The sequence below is a fragment of the Streptomyces odontomachicola genome (assembly GCF_039605595.1).
Classification (GTDB): domain Bacteria; phylum Actinomycetota; class Actinomycetes; order Streptomycetales; family Streptomycetaceae; genus Streptomyces.
Genome location: NZ_JBCFOK010000001.1, coordinates 291,245 through 313,761, shown reverse-complemented (window position 1 = coordinate 313,761; position 22,517 = coordinate 291,245). Strand labels below are relative to the sequence as shown.

Genomic DNA, 22,517 nt, shown 5'->3' with positions numbered 1-22,517 from the left:
CCACCCCAGGATCCGACACCCCGGGCTCCGGAACCCGGTCCGGCTCTCCGGGCGGCCCCGGCCGGATGCCGCCGCCCCTGGCGCAGCCGGGGCACGACGTGATCCCGCTGCACGGCGAGGAGTTCGCGTCCGACCCGCACGCCGTGTACGACAGGCTGCGCCGGTACGGGGCGCTGGCGCCGGTCGAGGTGGCGCCGGGTGTCGGCGCGATGCTGGTGACCGACTACCGCGCCGCGCTGGACCTGCTGCACGACACGGTCACCTGGTCCAAGGACCCGAGCACGTGGCAGGAGACCGTCCCGGAGGACTCCCCCGTGCTGCCGATGATGCGCTGGCGGCCCAACTCCCTCTTCAACGACGGCGAGGCGCACGCGCGCTACCGCCAGGTGATCAGCGACGGCTTCGCCCGGATCGAGCCGCATGTGCTGCGCGGCCACGTGCGGGAGATCGCGGACGGGCTGATCTCCGGATTCGCCGAGGACGGCGAGGCGGACCTGATGGGCCAGTACGCGCGGCTGCTGCCGCTCCTGCTGTTCAACCGGGTCTTCGGGATGGACGACGCGCAGGGCGACCTGCTCATCGAGGGCGTCGCGCCGCTGATCGAGGGCCGCACTCCCGAGGAGGCCACGGCGGCCGACGCGGCCTTCGAGCGCTACATCGGGCAGCTGGCCGAGGCCAAGAAGCACGAGCAGGGCGCCGACCTCCCCTCCTGGTACATGGCCCACCCGGCGGGCCTCACCGAGGAGGAGGTCATCCACCAGATCGTGCTGACCCTGGGCGCGGGCTACGAGCCGCTGTCCAACCTCATCGGCAACGCGCTCAGCCGGATGATCAGCGACGACCGCTACTACGGCACGCTCTCCGGCGGGGCCCTCACCCCGCGCGACGCGATCCACGACGTGCTGCACGACGACCCGCCGATGGCCAACTATGCGGCGCACTTCCCCAAGCGGGACGTGTACTTCCACGGCGTGTGGCTGCGCGCGGGACAGCTCGTGCTCATCTCGTTCGCGGCGGCCAACACCCAGGGCCGCGCGGGCTCGGGCGGCTCGCTGCCCGGGGCCGTACCCGCGGCGGCCTCCGGCGCCGGCGCGCACCTGGCGTGGTCGGCGGGGCCGCACGCGTGCCCGGTGCAGCAGCCCGCGCTGCTGATCGCCATGACCGCGATCGAGCGGCTCACCGCGTGGCTGTCGGACATCGAGCTGACCGTCCCGCAGGAGCAACTGGTGTGGCGGCACGGCCCGTTCCAGCGTGCGCTGGCGGCCATCCCCTCCAGATTCACCCCCATCAGCCCGGAGCAGGCAGGAGAGACCCCATGGAGCAGCGGCCCGTCCTCATCGATCCGCTCGGCGGCGACATCCACGGCGAGGCGGAGGAACTCCGCCGCCTCGGGAGCGCGGCACGCGTAGAGCTCCCGGCGGGCGTGCCCGCCTGGGCGGTCTCCGAGTTCGAGGTGCTCAAGGACCTGTTGAAGGACCCCAGGGTGTCCAAGGACCCGCGGCGGCACTGGCCGGCCTGGCAGCGCGGCGAGCACCAGGACACCTGGCTGCGCTCCTGGGTCGGCGTGACCAACATGCTCAGCACCTTCGGCGACGACCACCGGCGGCTGCGCAAGCTGGTCGCCCCTGCGTTCACCGCGCGCCGCACCGCGGCGATGCGCCCGCGGGTCGAGCAGATCACCGCCGACCTGCTGGACCGGATCGAGGAGGAAGCCGCCGGCGGCGGCCCCGTGGACCTGCGCACGACGCTCGCGCACCCGCTGCCGATGCTGGTGATCTGCGAGCTGTTCGGGGTGCCCGAGGAGGCGAGGGAGGAGGTGAAGCGGCTGATCGGCCGGGTCATGGACACCACCCTCACCCCGGAGGAGGCGGCGCGGACGGCGGCCGACATCGAGACCGCGCTCGGCGCCCTGGTCGCCCTGAAACGGGAGCAGCCCGGCGACGACCTGACCAGCCTGCTGGTGTCGGCGCGGGACGACGAGGGCTCACACCTGGCCGAGAAGGAACTGCTGGACACCCTGCTGCTGATGATCGGCGCGGGCCACGAGACGACCGTGAACCTCATCGGCAACGCGGTGCACGCGCTGCTCACCCACCCCGAGCAGCTCGCCGCTGTGCGGGGCGGCGAGGCCGGCTGGGACGACGTGATCGAGGAGACGCTGCGCTGGGCGCCCAGCATCTCCAACCTGCCGCTGCGCTTCGCGGTCGAGGACATCACACTGCCGGACGGGACCGTGATCGAGCAGGGCGACGCGATCCTCACCACGCTCGCCGCCGCCGGGCGCGACCCCCTCAAGTACGGCCCGACGGCCGCGCGCTTCGACATCAGGCGCACCGATACGGAGCACCTCTCCTTCGGGCACGGCGTGCACTTCTGCATGGGGGCGCCGCTGGCACGGCTGGAGGCGCGCACCGCGCTGCCCGCCCTGTTCGCGCGCTTTCCGCGGATGCGGCTGGCCGTGGAGGAGAAGGAGATCGCCCAGGTCCCGTCCTTCATCGCGTACGGGCACGCCACACTGCCGGTGCTGCCGTACGGGTGATGCGAGCGGCGGTCCGGGCGCGGCGCGCGCTCGGACCGCCGTCCGCGGGTGCCGCGGGGCGCGGCCCTTCACGCGCCCGCCCACAACCCCTCGGGCGTGAGCTGAAGCAGGTCGATCGCGTTGCCGCGCACGATGCGCTCGACCACGTCGGGCGCGAGGTGCCCCATCTGGGCCTCGCCGACCTCCTTGGACTTGGGCCAGGTGGAGTCGGAGTGCGGGTAGTCGGTCTCGTAGAGGACGTTGGGCACGCCGATGGAGTCGATGTTCTTCAGGCCGAAGGCGTCGTCGAAGAAGCAGCCGAAGACGTGCTGCGCGAACAGCTCCGAGGGCGGGGTGTGCACCTTGTCCGCGACGCCGCCCCAGCCGCGGTTCTCCTCCCACACCACGTCGGCGCGCTCGAGGATGTAGGGGATCCACCCGATCTGGCCCTCGGCGTACATGATCTTCAGCCCTGGGAACCGGTCGAACTTGCCGCTCATCAGCCAGTCGGTCATCGAGAAGCAGCAGTTGGCGAAGGTGATCGTGGAGCCGACCGCCGGCGGCGCGTCGGCCGAGGTGGACGGCATGCGGCTGGAGGAGCCGATGTGCATGGCGATGACCGTCCCGGTCTCCTCGCAGGCCCGCAGGAACGGGTCCCACTCGTCGCCGTGGATGGACGGCAGGCCGAGGTGCGGGGGTATCTCGCTGAAGCACACCGCGCGCACGCCGCGCGCCGCGTTCCTGCGCACCTCGTCGGCGGCGAGCTGCGGGTCCCACAGCGGCACCAGGGTCAGCGGGATCAGCCGCCCCTGAGCCTCGGGGCCGCACCACTCCTCGACCATCCAGTCGTTGTAGGCGCGCACCCCGAGCAGGCCCAGTTCGCGGTCCTTCGCCTCGGTGAAGGTCTGGCCGCAGAAGCGGGGGAAGGTCGGGAAGCAGAGCGCCGACTGCACGTGGTTCACGTCCATGTCGGCGAGCCGGTCGGGAACGCTGTAGGAGCCCGGCCGCATCTGCTCGTACGTGATCGCCTCCAGGCGCACCTCGTCCCTGTCGTAGCCGACGGCGGTGTCCAGCCGGGTCAGCGGCCTGTGCAGGTCCTCGTACACCCACCAGTCCGCTATCGGCCCCTCGTCGCCCGGCTCGCCCATCTTCGGCGCGAACTTGCCGCCCTTGAAGCTCATCTCCTTCAGCGGGGCGCGGACGATGCGCGGCGCGGTGTCCCGGTACTTCGACGGGATCCTGTCCCGCCACACGTGGGGCGGCTCGACCGTGTGGTCGTCCACCGAAATGATCTGGGGGAAGAGTTCAGGCAAGGGTTCCATGACAGTTCACCGTAGCGCCGATCTGACGATGCGTCAGCTAGCGCGTGCGCTACGAAATTTGATGACCTGGTGGAGGCGCGGGCGAAGAGGCCGGTACCGGAGCTGACGCATACGCCCGCGACAAGGCAAACTGAGCCTTTGCGGTGGAGTGGAGCGCATGACCCGAGCGCATGACCCAGGGGGCATCATGAGCGCCGAGGAGCACACGGGACGCGAGGGGCGCCCCGAGCAGCGGGACGCCCGGCTGCGCTTCACGGTGCTCGGGCCCGTACGCGCCTGGCGCGGCGAAGAGGCGCTGGACACCGGCTCGCCCCAGCAACGGGCCCTGCTGGCGGCGCTGTTGCTGCGCGGAGGGCACACCGCGACGGCCGAGGAGCTGATCGACGCGATCTGGGGCGAGGAGCCCCCGGCGCGCGCGAAGGCCGCGCTGCGCACGTACGCCTCCCGGCTGCGCAAGGCGCTCGGGGACGACGCCGAGATGCTGGTGAGCGAGTCCGGCGGCTATGCGATGCGCACAGGCCACGGGACCGAGCTCGATCTGGACACCGCGCACGGGCTCTCCGTGGACGCCGAGAAGGCCGCCGCCGGCGGCGATCGCTATCGTGCACAGGATCTTTACAACACCGCTCTGGAGCAGTGGGACGGCGAGCCGCTGGCCCATATACCGGGTCCTTACGCGGAGGCGCAGCGCACCCGTCTCGAAGAGTGGCGGCTCTCCCTCCAGGAGCACCGGCTCGATCTCGATCTCCAACTCGGCTGCCACGGCGACGCGGTGGGCGAGCTGACCGCGCTGACCGCCCAGCATCCGCTGCGCGAGCGCCTGCGCGAACTGCTGATGCTCGCCCTCTACCGCAGCGGCAGGCAGGCCGAGGCGCTCGCCGTGTACGCCGACACCCGCCGCCTGCTCGCCGACGAGCTGGGCGTGGACCCGCGCCCGGAGCTGGCCGAGCTGCAGCAGCGCATCCTGGAGGCCGACGAGGGGCTGACCCATGTACCCGAGGAGACCGTGGGCTCGGGCGCACCGGCCCCCGCGCGGCCCGCGCAACTGCCCGCCAGCGTCCCGGACTTCACCGGCCGCTCGGCCTTCGTGACCGAGCTGAGCGAGCAGCTGGGCTCGGCCGAGGGCGCGGTGATGGTGGTCTCCGCCGTGGCGGGCATCGGCGGGGTGGGCAAGACGACCCTGGCGGTGCACGTGGCGCACGCCGCGAGCGAGCACTTCCCCGACGGGCAGCTCTACGTGGACCTCCAGGGCGCCGGGGCCGCACCGGCCGACCCCGAGGCGGTGCTCGGCTCCTTCCTGCGCGCGCTGGGCACCCCCGACAGCCACATCCCCGACGGGGTCGAGGAGCGCGCCGGGCTCTTCCGCTCGCTGCTCGCCGGGCGCCGGATCCTCACGCTGCTGGACAACGCGCGCGACGCGGCCCAGGTCAGGCCCCTGCTGCCGGGCACCGGCGGCTGCGCGGCGCTGATCACCTCGCGGGTGCGGATGGTGGACCTCGCCGGGGCGCACCTGGTGGACCTGGACGTGATGAGCCCGGACGAGGCCATGACGCTCTTCACCCGCATAGTGGGCGAGGAGCGCGTGGGGGCCGAGCGGCAGGCCGCCATGGACGTCGTCGGCGCCTGCGGCTTCCTGCCCCTGGCCATCCGGATCGCCGCCGCGCGGCTGGCCTCCCGCCGCACCTGGACCGTCTCGGTGCTGGCCGCCAAGCTCGCCGACGAGCGCCGCCGACTGGACGAACTCCAGGCCGGCGACCAGGCCGTCAAGGCCACCTTCGAACTCGGCTACGGCCAACTCGACGCCGAACAGGCCCGCGCCTTCCGCCTGCTGGGCCTCGCCGACGGCCCCGACATCTCCGTCCACGCAGCGGCCGCCATGCTCGACCGCGGCCTGGAATCCACCGAGGAACTCCTCGAATCCCTCGTGGACACCTCGCTCCTGGAATCCGCAGCCCCGGGCCGCTACCGCCTGCACGACCTCGTACGCCTCTTCGCGCGCGCCTGCGCGGAGCGGGACGAGCAGCCGCCCGCCGAACGCGAGGCGGCGCTGACCCGGCTGCTCGACTTCTACCTCGCCACCGCCGCCCACGTACACGCCATGGAACGCCCCGGCGAGCACCTGGTGGCGCACCTGGAGCCGACCGAGCACCCGGGGCTCTCCTTCGAGAGCCAGGGCGCTGCCATCGACTGGCTCTTCGCCGAGGCCGCCTGCCTGCTGGCCTTCGCCCGGCAGACCGCGGGGGGAGCCACCCTGCGCAAGGCCGTCGACCTGCTGATGGCGAGCATCGACCTCGCCGAGTCCGGCGCCAACGTCCGGCAGTACGAGCAGGTCGCCAACATCCTCCTCGCCGCCGCGCAGCACGCGGGCGACGCCCGCGCCGAGGCACGCGCGCGCTCGGTGCGTACGGGGCTGCTGCTGGCCACCGGGCGCTTCCAGGAGGCGGACGGCGAGGCGCGGCTGGCCATGCTGCTGGGCAGCGCGGCCGAGGACCCGATCTCGTCCTCGTACGCGCTCAACGACCGTGGGATCGCGGCCAATTACCAGGGGCGGCACCAGGACGCCGAGGACTACCTGATGCAGGCGCTGGAGGCGTTCCGCGCCTACGGCAACCAGCCCTCGGCCGCCAGCGCGCTGTGCAACCTGGCGCGTGCGCGGCTCGGTTCGGGGCGGACCGACAGCGCGGTGCAGCTCGCCGAGGAGGCGCTGGTCATCTACCGCGGCCTCGACTCCGCGATGCGGCTGGCCAACGGGCGCTACACGCTGGGCATCGTGCTCACCGAGGCCGGGCGGCTTGGCGAGGCGCACACCCAGTTCACCGAGGCGCTGGAGATCTTCCGGGACAGCAGGCAGCGGCTGTGGGAGGGCATGACCCACTTCCGGCTGGCCCAGGTCGACCTGCTCTCCGACACCCCCGCCTCCGCCGCCGGCCACGCCGAGCAGGCCCTCGCCATGCTGCGCGGCATCGGCGGCCAGTGGCGGCACGCCAACGTCCTCACCACCCTCGGCCACGCGCTCCAGGCGCTCGACCAGACCGACAGGGCGCGCGCCTGCTGGCGTGACGCGCTGGCCACCTTCGACTCGCTCGGCTCCAGCGAGGCCGAGGACGTCAGAAAGCTGATCGGACCCGTCCCGGCCTGAGCCCGCGCCTGGACGGGCCGCAGGGCTCCGACCAGCGGCGCGGCACCCGCGCCTCGCCCCCGTACGGACGCCGTGGCGCCCGGAGTGAACGCCGACAAGCGGACGTTCATCGTTCGTTTATCGCCCCCCTCCATGCTTCTAGACGTCGATCCGTCGCGTCGGGGGGCAGACGGATCATCGGGGGAAGGCCGCGCTGCCCCGCCTGGCTTCGCGGCTACGGGGGCGTCCGTCCGGCAGCCCACGGGGGAGCTGCCGGGCGGACTCTGCCGATCACTCAATGAGCCCAAGGAGGCCACCATGAGTACGGACGAGAAGAAGGCGATCCCTGCCGACGAGGACCTCACCACCGAGGACCGCCACCAGACAGGCGTTCCGGTGCTGGAGGGGAGCCAGGAGCCCGCGGAGCCCGTGGGCGACGACGACCTCACCACCAAGGACCGCCACCAGACGATCGTTCCGGCACAGGCGAGTTCACCGGAGAACGGCGTCGGCGCGGGGGCCGCCGCCGGAAAGAAGAAGAGCGCCAAGGGATCGGAGAGCACTCCGCCGGGAGGCGACGACCGGCACCAGACCGGCGAACCGGTCGGCTGACCGCCCCGGACACCGGGGTACGGGGGCACGGGGTCCCGCTTCCACGGGGGAACGGGGGAAGGAACGGGACCCCACGGGGGACAACGGGGGAACACCACGGGGGACCGGGTCACGGGGGACCCGACGGGGGCACGGGGGATACACGTGGGCCGAGGCCGACGGCGGAGAGGGGGAGCCGTCGGCACCGGCCCACTTCGTGTGTGCGGCTCTTTGTGCGCGCGTCTTCGTGTGCGCGCTTCGTGCGGGCGATTTCACGCGTGCGGCCCGGGTCCGTGTGTGCACCCACGGACCCGGGCCGGTTCTCCGCGAAGAATTCAGCGGAAGCAATCCACCACTTTCAGCTGACCGCGCCTCAGCGGTAGTGGATTCCTAGTAGCAGTCGCGGTGGATGCTCACCTTGTTGGACTTGATCAGGTACAGCCGGCTCCCCTTTTTGCCCGGCTCGGTGGTCACACAGTGCGCCAGCTTCGCACCGTTGTATACACCGGCGTTCACCGAGTGGGAGCAGTGATTGTGGAAATAGACGCGGACCTGATTCGAGTGCTGCGTCATGCGGAAGTTGGTCGTCTTCCCCTTGTCGTCGCAGGCGACCGTGAAGTTCGTCCCGCCGCCCTTCTGCGCCGAGACGGAATCGGCTGCGGACGCCGGCCCCGCGGTGACGAGCGCAGAGGAGGCCACTGCTCCGACAGCGCTGAGCATGACGAATGCCTTCTTGACCCTCACGTACTCTCCTAGTTCGAACTGCACGTACGGAACGCCCTGCTCAGCAGCCTCGCGTCAGCTTCGTGATGCTCCCCGACGCACCCTGCTGGATCTCCTTGCTGCCCTTCTGGCCTGCACCAGTGGCGATGCAGTACTTGTGCGTGTTCTCCAGGTCGACCGTGTGCACGGAGACGTTCACCGGGTGGGTGCAGTTGTTGTGGAAGTAGATGCGGGTGTTGACGTTGCCTTCCTTGTACCGGAAGTTCGCGGAGCCGCCGCCCGACGAGCACTTGACGCTGTAGCTCTTCTGGGCGTGCACGGGACTTCCCGCACTGGCCGTGTCCGCGGCCGCCGTACCGCTTGCAGCACTTGCGGGGCTTCCCAGCATCGCGAGTGACGCCGCCGCCACCCCCGCAATACCGAATGCCGTAAAGCGCCTTGTGTGCTTCATCGTTCCCCCATGAAACATTTCTTGTGCGGTCGACTCAGACGCTACGTCACGTCTCAGCCGCAACACCACCCCCACAAGAAATATGGCCCGGGAAATTTCCCGGGCCATAAGAGCGTGCCGATCCCGCGCTTACACCGCCCCCATATCCGCGCTCAGCCAGTGCTCGGGCCGCAGCCTGATCACCATGTGCTCGCCCAGATTCGCCAGGGCCCATTCCACGTACTGCTCGGCGCGCGGGGACGGGAGATAGCGGGACGCCATCTCGTCGATCTCCTCGCGCTTGGCGGGGACGGCGTCCGTCGCGGGGCCCTCCACCGTCACATAGCGCACCGTGGGCTCGAGGCGGTCGACCATGAGCGTGAAGCGGCCCGCCTCCGCGATGCGCTTGGCCTTCACCGACTCGGCCTCGGTGAGGATCCAGGCGTCGCCGCCCGGCTCGTACGCGTACCAGATCGGCACCGTCAGTGGGGCGCGGCCCTCCTTGCCGGCCACCGACAGCGCGGCGATGTGGGGCTCGGCGAGGAAGCTCTCGCGCTCTTCACGGGGCAGGCCCATGTGTCTCCTCCTATGTCACCGCACCCGCTTCCGCACGCCAGGACCTAGCGCGCGTCGGGGCGCGGAACCGATGAAGCCGACGATGCGGACACGCTAGCCGCACCCTCCGACAACGGCACGGACCGCCCCGAACTTCCCTGCCGCAGGCTCCCCTTGAGCACCTTGCCGCTCGCGTTCCTCGGCAGCCCCTCGACGAACTCCACCTCGCGCGGCACCTTGTAGTTCGCCATCTCGCGGCGCGCCCAGGCCACGACCTCGTCCTCGGTGACCGCGACGCCGGGCCTCCGTACGACGTACGCCTTGCCCACCTCGCCCAGCCGCCCGTCGGGTATCCCGATCACGGCGACATCCGCCAAGTCCGGGTGCCCGAGCAGCAGTTGCTCGATCTCCGCTGGGTAGGCGTTGAAGCCGCCGACGATGAACATGTCCTTGAGCCGGTCCGTGATCCGCAGGTTGCCGTCCGCGTCCAGCACCCCCACATCGCCCGTGCGCAGCCACCCGTCCTCGGTGACGGCGCGCGCGGTCTCCTCCGGCTCCTCGAAGTAGCCGGACATCACGTGGTAGCCGCGCACCAGCACCTCGCCGGGTTCGCCCGGGGGAAGCGAAGCCCCGGCCGAGGAGACCACCTTGACCTCCGTACCCGGGATGGCCCGCCCCGCGGTCCCGGCGATCACCTCCGCCGGGTCGCCCCTGCGGCACATGGTGACCGTGCCGGACGCCTCGGTGAGCCCGTACGCGGTGAGCACCGTGGCCACGCCCAGCTCCCCGCGCAGCCGCTCGACCAGCGACAGCGGGACCACGGCCGCGCCCGTCACCACCAGCCGCAGCGCGCTCAGGTCGTAGCGGTCCCTGCGCGGGTGGTCCAGGAGCTGCTGGTGCAGCGTGGGCGGGCCAGGCAGCACGCTCACCCGCTCCTCGGCGATGCTGGCCAGCGCGGTGTCCACGGCGAACACCGGCTGCGGGATCATCGTCGCGCCCCGCGTGAGGCAGGCGATCACGCCCGCCTTGTAGCCGAAGGTGTGGAAGAACGGGTTGACGATCAGATACCGGTCGCCCTCCTCCAGGCCCGCGAGCCCGGCCCAGGTGTCGTACACCCGCAGCGTCTGCGCGTGCGTGATCACCGCGCCCTTTGGGTTCCCCGTGGTGCCCGAGGTGAAGGTGATGTCGGACGGGTCGTCGGGCCCGACGGAGTCGGCCCGTTCGCGCACCTCCTCGTCCCCCACCGCGTCGCCGCCCGCCAGGAACTCCCGCCATCCGGTGAAGCCTTCGGGCACGTCGTCGGAGAACACCACCGCGTTCCGCAGATGCGGCAGCCCCGGCAGCGGCCCGTCCCCCTCGCCCTCGGCGGTCGCGCGGCGCAGCGAGGCGACGTACGAGGTGCCGAGGAAGGTGCCGGTCACGAACAGCATCCGGGCGCGGGTGCGGTGGAGCACGTACGCGGCCTCGGCGCCCTTGAAGCGGGTGTTCACCGGGACCAGCACGCCGCCGGCGGTGACGGCGCCGAGCGCGGAGACGATCCAGTCGGCGCTGTTGGGCGCCCACACCGCGACCCGGTCGCCGCGGCGCAGACCTGCGGCGATGCAAGCGGCGGCGGCGCGCTCGACGCGGCGGCCGAGTTCGCCGTAGGTGATCCGGGTGCGGCCCTCCACGACCGCCTCGCGGCCCGAGTGGCGTTCCGCCGCCCGTCGTACGAGGTCGGGGATGCCGGTCACGGAGCGGTCCATCGATGCCCTCCCGCACAGTAGCTGACTATCCGTCAGATTAGCTGTAGCCTCCGGCACTGTCAGCAGTCCGGATGCGGACTGCCAGCAGTCCGTATGCGCGGAGGTGGCCGATGGCGGCGGGGCTCACGACGGGACTCAAGGACAGGGCGGCGATAGCCGGGATCGGGCAGACCGAGTTCGGCAAGCGGCTGCAGGAACCGGAGAAGACCCTCGCCTGCCGCGCGGTGCTCGCGGCCCTGGACGACGCGGGGATCGACCCCTCCGAGGTGGACGCCTTCGCCTCGTACACGATGGAGGAGACCGACGAGGTCGAGCTGGCGAAGTCCATCGGCGCGGGCGACGTCACGTTCTTCTCCAAGACCGGCTACGGCGGCGGCGGTTCGTGCGGGACCCTCGCGCATCTCGCGGCGGCCATCGCGACGGGCCAGGCGACGGTGGGCGTGGCCTGGCGCTCCCGCAAGCGCGGCTCGGGCCCGCGCCCCTGGAAGAACACCAACGTCCAACTCCCCACGCCAGCGCAGTGGACGAGGCCCTGGGGCCTGCTCCGCCCCTCCGACGAGATCGGCATGCTGACCAGGCGCTACATGCACGAGTACGGGGCGACCCGCGACCACCTCTTCAACGTCGCGCTCGCCTGCCGCAACCGCGCCAACCAGAACCCGGCCGCGATGATGTACGAGCGCCCGCTGACCCGCGAGATGTACATGAACGCGCGCTGGATCAGCGAGCCCCTCTGCCTCTTCGACAACTGCCTGGAGACGGACGGCGCGCTGGCGTGCGTGCTGGTCTCCGCCGACCGCGCGCGGGACTGCCGGCAGCGCCCGGTGTACGTACACGCCGCCGCGCAGGGATTGCCCGCCCAGCACCACGGCATGGTCAACTACTGGAACGAGGACCCGCTCAGCGGTCCCTCCTGGACGGCCGCCGAACACCTCTGGAAGTCCGCCGACTTCGGTCCACAGGATGTGGACGTCGCGCAGATCTACGACGCGTTCACCCCGCTCATCCCGCTCTCCCTGGAGGGCTACGGCTTCTGCGGGCGCGGCGAGGGCGCGGCCTTCACCGAGGGCGGCGCGCTGGAGATCGGCGGAAGGCTGCCGCTGAACACCTCGGGCGGCGGGCTCAGCGAGGCGTACGTGCACGGCTTCAACCTGATCAACGAGGGCGTGAAGCAGCTCCGCGGCACCTCGACCGCGCAGGTCCCGGACGCCGGAACGTGCCTGGTCACCGCGGGCGAGGGCGTGCCCACCTCGGCGGTCCTGCTGCGGAGTTGAGCACGGACGCGCACCCGCAGGCCGCCACCGACCCCACCAAGGACGGACAACAGATGACGGAACCTGTCAGCGAGATACTGTTCCCGGTCCCCGACGAGGACGGCGCCCCCTTCTGGCGCTACGCCGCCGAGGGCGAGCTGCGCGTCCAGTGCTGCGCCGCGCCCGACTGCCGCGAGCTGCGCTTCCCGCCGCGGCCCTGCTGCCCGCACTGCCGGTCCTTCGACTCCGAGTGGCGCAGGATGAGCGGCCGCGGCCGCATCTGGTCGTACGTGCTGCCGCACCCGCCCCTGCTCCCCTGGTACGCCGAGCAGGCCCCGTACAACGTGATCCTGGTCGAGCTCGCCGAGGCGCCGCACATCCGGATGGCCGGCAACCTGGTGGCCTCCCGCGACGCCGCGCTGAACTCGGTCGATCCGGCGAAGCTGCGCATCGGCGCCCCGGTCAAGGCGGTCTTCACCGAGCTGTCCGACGGCACACACCTGCCCCGCTGGGTACTGGAGCGGCCATGAGCACGGAATCCCCGAAGGCGGAACCGGCGGACACGGGCTCCCCGAAGGGGCGCGTCAGCGCCTCCGTGAAGGACGGCGTCGCCACCGTCACGCTCGACAATCCCGCCAAGCACAATGCGATCGACCTGGAGATGGCGCGCGAACTGGTCGCCGTGTGGCGGGAGTTCCGCACGCGGCCCGAGGTCCGCGCGGCCGTGGTGACGGGCGCGGGCGGCAGGGCGTTCAGCACCGGCATCGACCGGGACGCCGCGGCGGAGGCGGGCGCGCACCAGCCGCACTCCCCCTACTCCCTCGACGATCCGCTGCTCACCATCGGCCCCAAGGCCAACGACCTGTGGATCCCGGTGATCGCCGCGGTCGAGGGCATGGCCTGCGGCGGGGCCTTCTACCTGCTCTCCGAGGCGGAGTTCCTGGTCGCCGCCGAGGGCGCGACGTTCTTCGACCCGCACACCGCGTACGGGATGGTCAGCGCGTACGAGGCGATCGCGATGGCGCAGCGGATGCCGTACGGAGAGGCCGCGCGGATGGCGCTGATGGGCACCGCCGAGCGGATCACCGCGCAGCGGGCGTACGAAACAGGACTGGTATCCGAAGTGACCCAAAACGGCCGCGCTTTGGAGGCGGCCCACAAATGTGCCGCCACCCTCGCCTCGTACGAGCCCGGCGGGGTGCAGGGGACGGTGCGCGCGCTCTGGGCCGCACGGGAACCGGCCCGCGCCCAGGCCATGGCGCACGCGCCGCAGCTCATCGCGCTGGGGAACCTGCCGCCCGACGGTCAGTCCGCGCTGTTCGGCGCGCGGCCCTCGGGACCGCCGCGCCTCCGCTGACCGGCACGCCCGCCCGGAGCGCGCCGGCCTGCGGAGGTCACACGCTCAGAGCGCGTCGGACGCGGTGCGGCTCGCCTTGGTGATCTTGCACTTGCCCGAGGCGGTCTGCCCCTGCTCGGGGACGTACGCGGTCGAGACGTCCTGCGTGTCGGTGGCACCCGCCTGCACCACGGGAATGGTGCGGTTGCGGACGCCGATCGTCTTGCCGGCGCCGTCCGTGAACTTCACGGAGAACTTGTAGTCCACGGTGTCCGAGGTGTTGTTCGTCGCGCTGATCTTGGCGGTCACGCCGCGCGCCTCGTCGTAGGAGCAGTCGGTGATGCGCAGGTCCCGCAGCGCGTCGTTCCTGCTGCCGCCCCCGATGCCGCCGCCGAGCGAGCCCGAGCCGCCGCTGCTGCCGCCGCCCGTGCTGTCGTCCTTGCTGACGTCACTGCCGCCGTCGGTACCGCCACTGCCGGTGCTGCTGGTGTCAGTGTCGGTGTCCGAGTGGCTGCCACTGCTGCTGCTGTGGCTGCTGCCCCCGCAGCTTCCGCCGTGCGAGCCGCGGGCGCCCGTGAGCAGCACCAGCGCTATTCCGCAGACGGCGACCGTGCGGACATGACGAAGCCTCATGCTTCAACTCCCCGTTGATTGTGCAGTTTTGACAAACAGAATCCGCGCTCTTGACGAGCGCACGTCACCTTAGCAGCGGCCGGAACCTTCCGGTGCCGCGTTCCGCGACCCGCCCGCGCCAGCGGCCACCGGTACCCGTGCGTACGCACTGCGTCACGCCAGCGGATGCGGGCCCCCGGAGTGCGGCTTAGCGTCTGACGCAGGACGACGGCAGGACAGCGCGCACCCCCACACCCCGCGCATCCCCACCCAGGGAGGCCGAACGGAGATGATCCGGAACATCCTCGGGGGCCTGCTCGCCCTCATCGGAGCGGCGGCCGCCGTACTCAGCCCCTTCCGTCCTTGGTACGACGGCCGCCCCGGGCGCTCCTACCGGCTGGACCAGCTCTTCTCCGCGGGCGGCTTCACCCCGTCCCAAGCCCCGTTGCTCTACGGCCTCTTCGCGCCGATGGCCGTGGCCGCGCTGCTGGCCGTGATCGCGGTGCTGCTGCGGCTCCGCTCCCTCGTCGTGCTCGCCGGGCTGGTCGTGCTGGCCACGGCGGTGCTGTGGGCGGTGCGCCAGACACAGACCTCGAACGGGCTGTACGTGTCCGACGGCAAGGGTCTGGGGCTCGGCGCGGCCGGCGCCCTGGGCGGCGGCATCGTGCTGCTTCTGGGCGCCCTGCTCATGCGGGGCCGCCGGGCACGCCGCGCGGCAGGCCGGCACGCGACGCCGCGCCCCGCGGAGGCGCCGCGCGACGACGTGCCGCCCGCGCAGCCCACGGTGGCCGTCGCGCCCGGCGCCGAGGAGGGCCCGCCCACGGAGGAGCGGCTCTGGTACGGCACACCGGGCGCCACACCGGCGCGCGGCGCGGACGCCCCGCTCTCCGACACCGAGCGCACCCAGTACATCCGCCCCGTGGGCGGCGACCCCTGGCCGGCCGAGCCCGACCAGGACCAGCGCGACGCGGACCGCACCCAGTACATCCCCCGCACGAACCCGGACCCCCCGGACGGGACAGACCACCGCGACGCGGCGTGAGGGCCTCCTGCCACCCCCATCCCGCCGCAGCGGAAGGCGACCGTACGCGGGTCCGACCGGCGGTCAGAGCGCGCGGCAGCACACACGCCGCAACAGCGGCGACCGCAGGCGCGCAGCGCAGAGCAACCGGCCCGGAAGGGCGAACCCGGCACCGGCACAGTGCAACGTCACGCGCGCAGCGCAGAGCAACCGGCCCGGAAGGGCGAACCCGGCACCGGCACAGTGCAACGTCACGTCTTCTGCCCGGTCCCCTTCGCCGCATCCAGCGCGTACACGCAGCGGTCCTTGCTGCACGCGTAGACCACGCCGTCGGCCACCACGGGGGACCCGGTGATCTCGCCGCCGGTGGCCAGCTTCCAGCGCATCTGGCCGCCCACGGCGTCCAGCGTGTACAGGCAGTGGTCGGCGGAGCCGAAGTGGACCCGCCCGTCGGCCACCACGGGGGCGCCGACCACGTCGCCGCCCGCCGCGTACCGCCAGCGCGGGGTGCCGCTCACCGCGTCCAGCGTGTAGAGCGCGCCGCCGCTGCCCAGGTGGACCAGGCCGTCCGCGACGATCACCGGCTCGGTGGAGTGCCGCGCCTCGGTGGCGATGCGCCAGCGGTCGTGACCGTTGGCCGCGTCGATGGCGTACACCGTGCCGAGGTAGTCGGCGAGGTAGATGCCGCCGCCCGTGACCGCGGGCCCCGGCACGAACGCCGGCGCGCACAGGAAGGCGGCGGGCGCGTCGAAGCGCCAGCGCTCGGCCCCGGTAGCCCCGTCCAGCGCGAACACGCGGGACCCGGCGCACACGTACACCACGCCGTCGGGCGCCGCGGTCACCCGCACCGGCACACCGCCGGTCGCCGAGCTGTCGCCGACGGGGAAGGACCAGCGCTCGTTGCCCTCGCGGGCCTCGATCGCGTACAGCCGCCCGTCGCCCCAGGCGTAGACGATGCCGTTCTGCAGCACCGGCGCGGCCTCGGGCGTCTCGAAGTCGGCCTGGGCCCCGGTGAGTTCCCACAGCTTGGTGCCGTCGGACGCCTCCCACGCCTGCACGCCGCCGCCGCGCGTGGCGGTGACGACCACGCCGCCGCCGGTCTTCAGCGCGTACACCCAGCCGTCGGTGGCCAGCCGCCACTTCTCGGAGCCGTCCCGCGCGTCCAGTGCGTACAGGCTCGGCCCGTCCGAGGCGTGCACCCGCCCGTCGGCGACCTTCATGGACCAGGCGACCTCGCGGGTCTTGAACTGCCTGCGCCCGCTGGCCACATCGAGCGCGTGCACCTCGAAGGACGTGACGTACAGCAGGTCGCGGTCGACGACCGGAGTGCCCCACACGTCGTTGGACATGCGGAAGCGCCAAGGCCGCCAGCGCTGCCGCTGCTCCGGTACGCCGTCGGGACCGCCCTGCCGTGCGCCCTGCCGCGCCTGCTGCTGAGCCTGCTGCCCCTGCGGCGCGGCCTGGCCGCCCTGACCGCCCTGCACCACGTGCGAGGGCTGGGACGCCTGCGAGGGCTGCTGCCCCTGCTGCGGAGGGTGCGAAGGCGGCGGTCCTGGCGGCGGGTTGTGCGGGGCGCTGTGGGGCGCGGAGTGCGGGGCGGAGGGGGGCGCGCTGTGCGGGGCCGAGCCGTTCGGCGGGCGTACCCATCCCGTACCCGGGCCCGCACCCGTCGCGCGGGACTCGTCGGTGCGCCGCGGCCCGGGGCCGATCGGCACCTCGGACCCCGGCAGCCGCACGGGCCCGCCCTCGGCCGGCGCAGAGGGCTGGGCGGACGGCTGGACGGGCTGCTGCACGGAGGGCTGCACCGAGGGCGGCGCCGCCACCGAGCCGGCGGGCCCCGCCGAGGCGCCGGCCTCGGCGCCCGTGTGCGCGCCGACGGCCGCCGGGCCGCCGGGGCCCGCGGGAATGCTCGGGTGCTGCGGCGGCGGGCCCTGCTGCGGCGCCTGTGCGGGCGCCTGCGAGGCGGCGGGCGCCCCGACCGGCGCGGCGGGGCGGGAGGCCCCGGCGGCAGCGCCTGCGGAGGCCCCGGCGGAGGCGGGCGCGGGGCGCTGCGCCGAGGGGCGGCTGCCGCGTTTGCGCTCGATCAGCGCGACGGCGCCGCCCGGCAGCCACGCGGAGGCCGTGCCGCTGTCGTCGCCGCCGGAGGAGGAGAACAGGTGCGGGGCGAGCTGCGTCTGCAGGTCCTCGGGGCTGGGCCGCTCCTCGCCCGCCATCCGCATGCAGGACTCGATCAGCGGCCGCAGCTCCTCGGACATGCCCGTCAGGTCGGGGCCCTCGCGCAGCAGCATGAACACCGTCTCGACCGGATTCGCCCCGTGGAACGGCGCGTGCCCGGTCGCCGCGAAGACCAGCGTGGAGGCGAGCGAGAAGATGTCGCTGGCCCCGGTGACGCTGCGGGAGTCCCTGGCCTGCTCCGGCGACATGTACGCGGGTGTGCCCACCGCCACATTGGTCATCGTCAGGCGGGTGTTGGAGACGCCGGAGGCGATGCCGAAGTCGATGACCCGGGGCCCGTCCTCCACGACCAGCACGTTGGAGGGCTTCAGGTCGCGGTGCACAAGTCCCGCGCCGTGGATGGACTGCAGGGCCTCGGCCACCCCGGCGGCGAGCCAGCGCACCGCCTGAACGGGCAGCGGGCCGCACTCGTTCACTATCTCCTCGAGCGAGGGTGCGGGCACATAGGCGGTGGCCAGCCACGGCACGGCGGCGCGCGGGTCGGCGTCCACGACGGCCGCGGTGTAGAAGCCGCTGACCGCCCGCGCCGCCTCGACCTCGCGCGTGAAGCGCACGCGGAAGAGCTGGTCCTCGGCGAGCTCGGTGCGCACCGTCTTGATCGCCACCCGGCGCCCGGACGCCGAGCGCGCGAGATAGACCAGCCCCATGCCGCCGGCGCCGAGTCGGCCGAGCACCTCGAACGGGCCGATCCGCCGCGGATCGTGCTGCGTCAGCCGCTCCACCACTTGCCTGCCACCTCCCCGTAGGGGCTCCTCGACTTCCGCCCCCGTGCAGCTTCTCACTGCCTCGCTCGATCCCGTGGACCGAGGCCGATTCTTCCTGGCGAACCCGGCGGTTGCGAACCCGGGGGCAGCCCGGACGTGTCTTCGCCTCAGGGAACAGCACGGTATCCCGTGATGAGTCCGGCATTCCCCGCCGCCGGGTTCATACGGGGTGGAAACGCTGCCAGTTCAGTGCCGATATACGGGTCTTCCCGTACCGCATTCCGGGAACACCCGGGGTTCGCACCCCATTTGCATGCGGCCGGATCGCGCCCCCATTGCCCCTCGGTAAGCTGACGGCATGACAGGACAAGTTCGAACCGTCGACGGCAGAGTAGCCGGGCGCCGCGGGCAGGCGACGCGGCAGAAGCTGCTCGACTGCCTCAGCGAAATGCTCAGTTCCTCGCCGTACCGGGACGTCAAGGTGATCGATGTCGCGCGCAAGGCGGGCACCTCACCGGCGACCTTCTACCAGTACTTCCCCGACGTGGAGGGCGCGGTCCTGGAGCTCGCCGAGTCCATGGCGCAGGAGGGCGCCGGGCTCACCGAGCTGGTCGAGGGGCGGTCCTGGGCGGGCAAGGCCGGGTGGCAGACCGCCGAGGAGCTGGTGGACGGCTTCCTCTCGTTCTGGCGCAAGAACGACGCCATCCTGCGCGTGGTGGACCTGGGCGCCGCCGAGGGCGACAAGCGCTTCTACAAGATCCGCATGAAGGTCCTGAACTCGGTCAACAACTCGCTGACCGAGGCCATCAAGGACCTGCAGAGCAAGGGCAAGGTCGACAAGGACGTCAATCCGGCCGCCATGGCGGGCTCCCTGGTCGCGATGCTGGCCTCGGTCGCCGGGCACCAGAAGGGCTTCCAGACCTGGGGCGTGAAGCAGTCCGAGCTGAAACCCGCGCTCTCCATGCTGGTGCACCTGGGCGTCACGGGCCGCAAGCCCACCAAGTAGCCCGCCGCCAAGTCACGCACCGCACACGCCCGTTCACCCCGAGCACCCGGGCCCCTCGGCCGCCCGCCGTACCGCCTGCCCCGCCCCGCCGCCTCCCGTCACCGGCGCTCCAGCCGGAAGAGGCGGATCCGCCGCTCGACGCGCGCCTGATAGGTCGCGTACGGGGGCCAGAAAGCCAGTGCCGCACGCCACGCCTCCTCCCTCTCCTCCCCCTCCAGCAGCCGTGCCCGCACGGGGACGGCGGCGCCCTTCCAGCTGATCTCGGCGTCCGGGTTGGCGCGCAGGTTGGCGGTCCACGCGGGGTGTCCCGGGCGGCCGAAGTTGCTGCCCACCAGCAGCCAGGTCCCGCGCTCCCGCTCCGGCACGCAGGCCAGCGGGGTGCGCCGGGTCTCCCCTGTCCTCGCGCCCTTCGCGGTCAGCACCAGCCCCGGCAGCATCCGGTCGCTGAGCATCACCCGGCCCCCGGTGGCCCGGTGCACCGCGCGGTCCAGCCTCGGGATCACGTACGGGGCGACCCTGGCGAACCCCTTGGTCGAGGACACCTTCTGCACCAGCCGCATGCCCCTCATCGCGCCCCGCCTCCCTCGAAGAGCCCCGCGCGGGCCGCGGCGCGCTCCCGCAGCCGGTGCGGGGGCCCGAACAGCAGGTCGTCGCCCGCGGCGCGCTTGAAGTACAGGTGCGCGTCATGTTCCCAGGTGAAACCCGTGCCGCCGTGGAGCTGCACCGCCTCGCCCGCGGCGAGCCGCTGCGCCTCCAGCGCCTGCGCGAGCGCGAGCGCCCCTCCGCCCGCCGGGTCCCAGGCGGCGTAGTACGCGGCCGAGCGCGCGGTCTGCACGCGCACGTACACCTCGGCCAACCGGTGCTGGAGCGCCTGGAAGGAGCCGATGGGGCGGCCGAACTGCTCGCGCGTGCGGGCGTGTTCGAGCGTGCGCTCCAGCGCTCCGTCGGCCGCGCCGGCCGCCTCGGCGGCGAGCAGCGCGGCGGCCCGCGCGCCCGTCTCCGCGAGGGCTTCGCGCAGCGCGCCGGGGTCGTCCTCGCCGATCAACTCGGCTTGTACGTCGCGCAGTTCGACGCGCGCCGCGGGCCGGGTCTCATCCAGGCTCGTGACGCGGGTACGGGTGAGCCCCGCGGCCTCTTCCGCCCCCTCCCCCGTACGGACCGCGAAGAGGAGCGTGCGGGAACGGTTGTGGCCGCCGGTGTGCGCGGTGAGCAGCAGGAGCCCTGCGGTGTGGCCGCCCAGCACGTGCGGCGCCTCGCCGAACAGCCGCCATGCGCCGTCCACTTGGCGCGCCTGGATGCCGCCCGTGGTGCTGCCCGCCTCGCCCCCGCCCACTTCGGTGAGGCCGAGCGCGTGGGTGAGCGGCGCGCTGTCGGCGCCGGCCGTCGCCGGCACGGCGAGCGCGGCCGTGAGCGCCCCCGAGGCCAGCTCGGGCAGCAGGCTCGCGCGCTGCTCCGGAGCGCCGAGGCGCTGGAGGAGCGGCGCGCACAGCACCGCGGTGCCCAGCAGCGGCGAGGGCAGCAGGGCGCGGCCCGACTCCTCGCAGGCGAGGGCGAGTTCGACGGTGCCGCAGCCGGTGCCGCCGTACTCCTCGGGCACGGCCAGGCCCGGCAGGCCCAGCGTTCCGGCGAGGGCGGCCCACAGGTCCTCGTCGTATCCGGACGCGGTACGGGTCGCGGCCTTCACCTCGTCGGGTCCGCACCGCTTGGCGAGCAGTTCGCGCACGGTGCGCCGGATGTCGTCCTGCTCCGGGGTGAACGCGGTGTCCATCACGGCTCCCCTCATCTGACGAGCCGTCATATTAAGGAGCGGAGGACGAGATGGACAGGGGTGTGCGGAGAGCGCCTGACGGCGCGTCCGGTGCGTTTCCGGTCCGCGCGATCTGATGTACCGTCAGATTTATGGTTGCTGCCGCTGGTTCACATGGGACGCGAGGTGCGACGCGAGGCGGGAAGCGGGGGCGTGGGCGTGACGGGCGCCGGGTGGCCGTCGCCGGGGTCGCGCTCTCCGACACCGGGAGGGTGGACGAGGCGACCCCGTACGCGCTGCACGCACAGGCCGCGCGGCGCGCGCTCGCCGACTCGGGGCTGGGCCGCGAGGTGATCGACGGCTTCGCCTCGGCCGGGCTGGGGACGCTGGCGCCGGTGGAGGTCGCCGAGTATCTGGGGCTCCGGCCCACCTGGGTGGACTCCACCTCGGTCGGCGGCTCCACCTGGGAGGTCATGGCCGCGCACGCCGCGGACGCGATCGCCGCCGGCCACGCCAACGCCGTGCTGCTGGTCTACGGCTCGACCGCGCGCGCCGACCTCAAGGCCGGGCGCCGCACGGGAGAGCTGTCCTTCGGGGCGCGCGGACCGCTCCAGTTCGAGGTCCCGTACGGGCACACCCTGATCTCCAAGTACGCGATGGCCGCGCGGCGCCATCAGCACCAGTACGGGACGACCCTGGAACAGCTCGCCCAGGTCGCCGTCCAGGCCCGCGCCAACGCGGGCGCCAACCCCGAGGCCATGTACCGCGACCCGGTCACCGTCGACGACGTGCTCTCCGGCCCGATGGTCGCCGACCCCTTCACCAAGCTGCACTGCTGCATACGCAGCGACGGCGGCTGCGCGGTGCTGCTGGTCGCCGAGGACCTGGTGGCGGACTGCGCGCGGGAGCCCGTGTGGGTGCTGGGCTCCGGTACGGCCGTCTCGCACTCCGCCATGTCGGAGTGGGACGACTTCACGGTCTCGCCGGCGGCGGAGTCGGGGCGGCAGGCGTTCGGGCGCGCGGGCGTACGGCCCGAGGAGATCGAAGTCGCCGAGATCTACGACGCGTTCACCTACATGACGCTGGTGACGCTGGAGGACCTCGGCTTCTGCGCGAAGGGCGAGGGCGGCGAGTTCATCGGCAAGGACCGCCTGACGGTGGGCGGCGCGCTCCCCACGAACACGGACGGGGGCGGCCTGTCGGCCTGCCACCCCGGGATGCGGGGGCTGTTCCTGCTGGTGGAGGGGGTGCGGCAGATGCGGGGAGAGTTTTCCGGTGGTCGGCAGGTGGTGGGGCGCGACGGCGGCCCGCCGTCGCTGGGGGTCGCCTCGGGGACGGGTGGGTGGTTCTGCTCGTCGGGGACGTTGGTGTTGGGTCGCGAGTGACTGTTGCCCGCGCCTCTTCGGGTGGGTGGTTGCGCCCGTCTTGTGCGGGGCGCGGGTGCGCCGCCTTTGGGCGCCTTGCGCCTTGACCGCCGGTCGGGTGCGCCGCCTTGGATGCTTCACGCCTTGACCGCCGGTCGGGACCGCTTCTTGTCGCCTCCCGCTGCGGCGGGATTCGGGTGGGTGGTTGCGCCCGACTGGTGAGTTGCGGCCCGGCCC

Annotated in this window: 19 protein-coding genes; 10 read left to right on the top strand and 9 right to left on the bottom strand. The window is 72.7% G+C overall.

What is annotated here, in order from left to right; all coding sequences use genetic code 11:
- Nucleotides 1-65: 65 nt before the first annotated feature.
- Nucleotides 66-1,409: a cytochrome P450 gene (locus ABEE00_RS01530; protein WP_345743534.1), complete on the top strand. Its 1,344-nt coding sequence runs from the start codon at nucleotides 66-68 to the stop codon at nucleotides 1,407-1,409.
- Nucleotides 1,316-2,539: a cytochrome P450 family protein gene (locus ABEE00_RS01525; RefSeq protein ID WP_345743312.1), complete on the top strand. Its 1,224-nt coding sequence runs from the start codon at nucleotides 1,316-1,318 to the stop codon at nucleotides 2,537-2,539. The genes ABEE00_RS01530 and ABEE00_RS01525 overlap by 94 nt, the downstream gene beginning before the upstream one ends.
- Nucleotides 2,540-2,607: 68 nt before the next feature.
- Here the strand turns inward: ABEE00_RS01525 and ABEE00_RS01520 are convergent, their stop codons facing one another.
- Nucleotides 2,608-3,840, bottom strand: coding sequence for an amidohydrolase family protein (locus tag ABEE00_RS01520; protein WP_345743311.1), 1,233 nt, complete (start codon nucleotides 3,838-3,840; stop codon nucleotides 2,608-2,610).
- Between the two features lie 187 nt (nucleotides 3,841-4,027).
- Here ABEE00_RS01520 and afsR point away from each other — a divergent pair, with 187 nt between their 5' ends.
- Both afsR and ABEE00_RS01510 read left to right on the top strand, forming a co-directional pair.
- Nucleotides 4,028-6,979: an SARP-family global regulator AfsR gene (afsR, locus tag ABEE00_RS01515; protein WP_345743533.1), complete on the top strand. Its 2,952-nt coding sequence runs from the start codon at nucleotides 4,028-4,030 to the stop codon at nucleotides 6,977-6,979.
- 297 nt (nucleotides 6,980-7,276) lie between these two features.
- Entirely contained in the window at nucleotides 7,277-7,570 is a 294-nt protein-coding gene (locus ABEE00_RS01510) for a hypothetical protein (RefSeq protein ID WP_345743310.1), read from the top strand.
- A gap of 369 nt (nucleotides 7,571-7,939) precedes the next feature.
- Here the strand turns inward: ABEE00_RS01510 and ABEE00_RS01505 are convergent, their stop codons facing one another.
- The 4 genes from ABEE00_RS01505 to ABEE00_RS01490 form a co-directional block, all read right to left on the bottom strand.
- Nucleotides 7,940-8,269, bottom strand: coding sequence for a hypothetical protein (locus ABEE00_RS01505; RefSeq protein ID WP_345743309.1), 330 nt, complete (start codon nucleotides 8,267-8,269; stop codon nucleotides 7,940-7,942).
- A gap of 64 nt (nucleotides 8,270-8,333) precedes the next feature.
- Nucleotides 8,334-8,591: a hypothetical protein gene (locus ABEE00_RS01500; protein WP_345743308.1), complete on the bottom strand. Its 258-nt coding sequence runs from the start codon at nucleotides 8,589-8,591 to the stop codon at nucleotides 8,334-8,336.
- 261 nt (nucleotides 8,592-8,852) lie between these two features.
- Entirely contained in the window at nucleotides 8,853-9,278 is a 426-nt protein-coding gene (locus ABEE00_RS01495; protein WP_345743307.1) for a pyridoxamine 5'-phosphate oxidase family protein, read from the bottom strand.
- 44 nt (nucleotides 9,279-9,322) lie between these two features.
- Nucleotides 9,323-11,002, bottom strand: coding sequence for a FadD3 family acyl-CoA ligase (locus tag ABEE00_RS01490; protein ID WP_345743306.1), 1,680 nt, complete (start codon nucleotides 11,000-11,002; stop codon nucleotides 9,323-9,325).
- A 110-nt stretch (nucleotides 11,003-11,112) separates the two neighbouring features.
- Between ABEE00_RS01490 and ABEE00_RS01485 the strand changes: the two genes are divergently transcribed.
- The 3 genes from ABEE00_RS01485 to ABEE00_RS01475 are packed head-to-tail and all read left to right on the top strand — an operon-like array spanning nucleotide 11,113 to nucleotide 13,612.
- Nucleotides 11,113-12,276 (top strand): lipid-transfer protein, encoded by a 1,164-nt coding sequence (locus ABEE00_RS01485; protein ID WP_345743305.1) that lies wholly within the window; start codon nucleotides 11,113-11,115, stop codon nucleotides 12,274-12,276.
- Between the two features lie 53 nt (nucleotides 12,277-12,329).
- Nucleotides 12,330-12,785, top strand: a complete 456-nt coding sequence (locus ABEE00_RS01480) for a Zn-ribbon domain-containing OB-fold protein (RefSeq protein ID WP_345743532.1) — start codon at nucleotides 12,330-12,332, stop codon at nucleotides 12,783-12,785.
- The gene (locus ABEE00_RS01475; protein ID WP_345743304.1) at nucleotides 12,782-13,612 is read left to right on the top strand and encodes an enoyl-CoA hydratase/isomerase family protein; all 831 of its coding nucleotides are present in this window, start codon (nucleotides 12,782-12,784) and stop codon (nucleotides 13,610-13,612) included. Before ABEE00_RS01480 ends, ABEE00_RS01475 begins: the two co-directional genes overlap by 4 nt.
- 45 nt (nucleotides 13,613-13,657) lie before the next feature.
- Here the strand turns inward: ABEE00_RS01475 and ABEE00_RS01470 are convergent, their stop codons facing one another.
- Entirely contained in the window at nucleotides 13,658-14,224 is a 567-nt protein-coding gene (locus tag ABEE00_RS01470; RefSeq protein ID WP_345743303.1) for a hypothetical protein, read from the bottom strand.
- A gap of 268 nt (nucleotides 14,225-14,492) precedes the next feature.
- Here ABEE00_RS01470 and ABEE00_RS01465 point away from each other — a divergent pair, with 268 nt between their 5' ends.
- Nucleotides 14,493-15,245, top strand: a complete 753-nt coding sequence (locus ABEE00_RS01465) for a hypothetical protein (protein WP_345743302.1) — start codon at nucleotides 14,493-14,495, stop codon at nucleotides 15,243-15,245.
- 230 nt (nucleotides 15,246-15,475) lie between these two features.
- Here the strand turns inward: ABEE00_RS01465 and ABEE00_RS01460 are convergent, their stop codons facing one another.
- Nucleotides 15,476-18,181, bottom strand: coding sequence for an outer membrane protein assembly factor BamB family protein (locus tag ABEE00_RS01460; RefSeq protein ID WP_474775245.1), 2,706 nt, complete (start codon nucleotides 18,179-18,181; stop codon nucleotides 15,476-15,478).
- A gap of 340 nt (nucleotides 18,182-18,521) precedes the next feature.
- On the opposite strand from ABEE00_RS01460, the gene ABEE00_RS01455 reads away from it, so the two are divergent.
- Nucleotides 18,522-19,169, top strand: coding sequence for a TetR family transcriptional regulator (locus tag ABEE00_RS01455; RefSeq protein ID WP_345743300.1), 648 nt, complete (start codon nucleotides 18,522-18,524; stop codon nucleotides 19,167-19,169).
- Between the two features lie 98 nt (nucleotides 19,170-19,267).
- On the opposite strand, the gene ABEE00_RS01450 is transcribed toward ABEE00_RS01455, so the two are convergent.
- Nucleotides 19,268-19,738 (bottom strand): nitroreductase/quinone reductase family protein, encoded by a 471-nt coding sequence (locus ABEE00_RS01450; RefSeq protein ID WP_345743299.1) that lies wholly within the window; start codon nucleotides 19,736-19,738, stop codon nucleotides 19,268-19,270.
- Complete coding sequence (locus ABEE00_RS01445) at nucleotides 19,735-20,937, bottom strand: acyl-CoA dehydrogenase family protein (protein ID WP_345743298.1); 1,203 nt, start codon at nucleotides 20,935-20,937, stop codon at nucleotides 19,735-19,737. The genes ABEE00_RS01450 and ABEE00_RS01445 overlap by 4 nt, the downstream gene beginning before the upstream one ends.
- Nucleotides 20,938-21,149: 212 nt before the next feature.
- On the opposite strand from ABEE00_RS01445, the gene ABEE00_RS01440 reads away from it, so the two are divergent.
- Nucleotides 21,150-22,301 (top strand): thiolase C-terminal domain-containing protein, encoded by a 1,152-nt coding sequence (locus ABEE00_RS01440; RefSeq protein ID WP_345743297.1) that lies wholly within the window; start codon nucleotides 21,150-21,152, stop codon nucleotides 22,299-22,301.
- Nucleotides 22,302-22,517 lie beyond the last annotated feature (216 nt).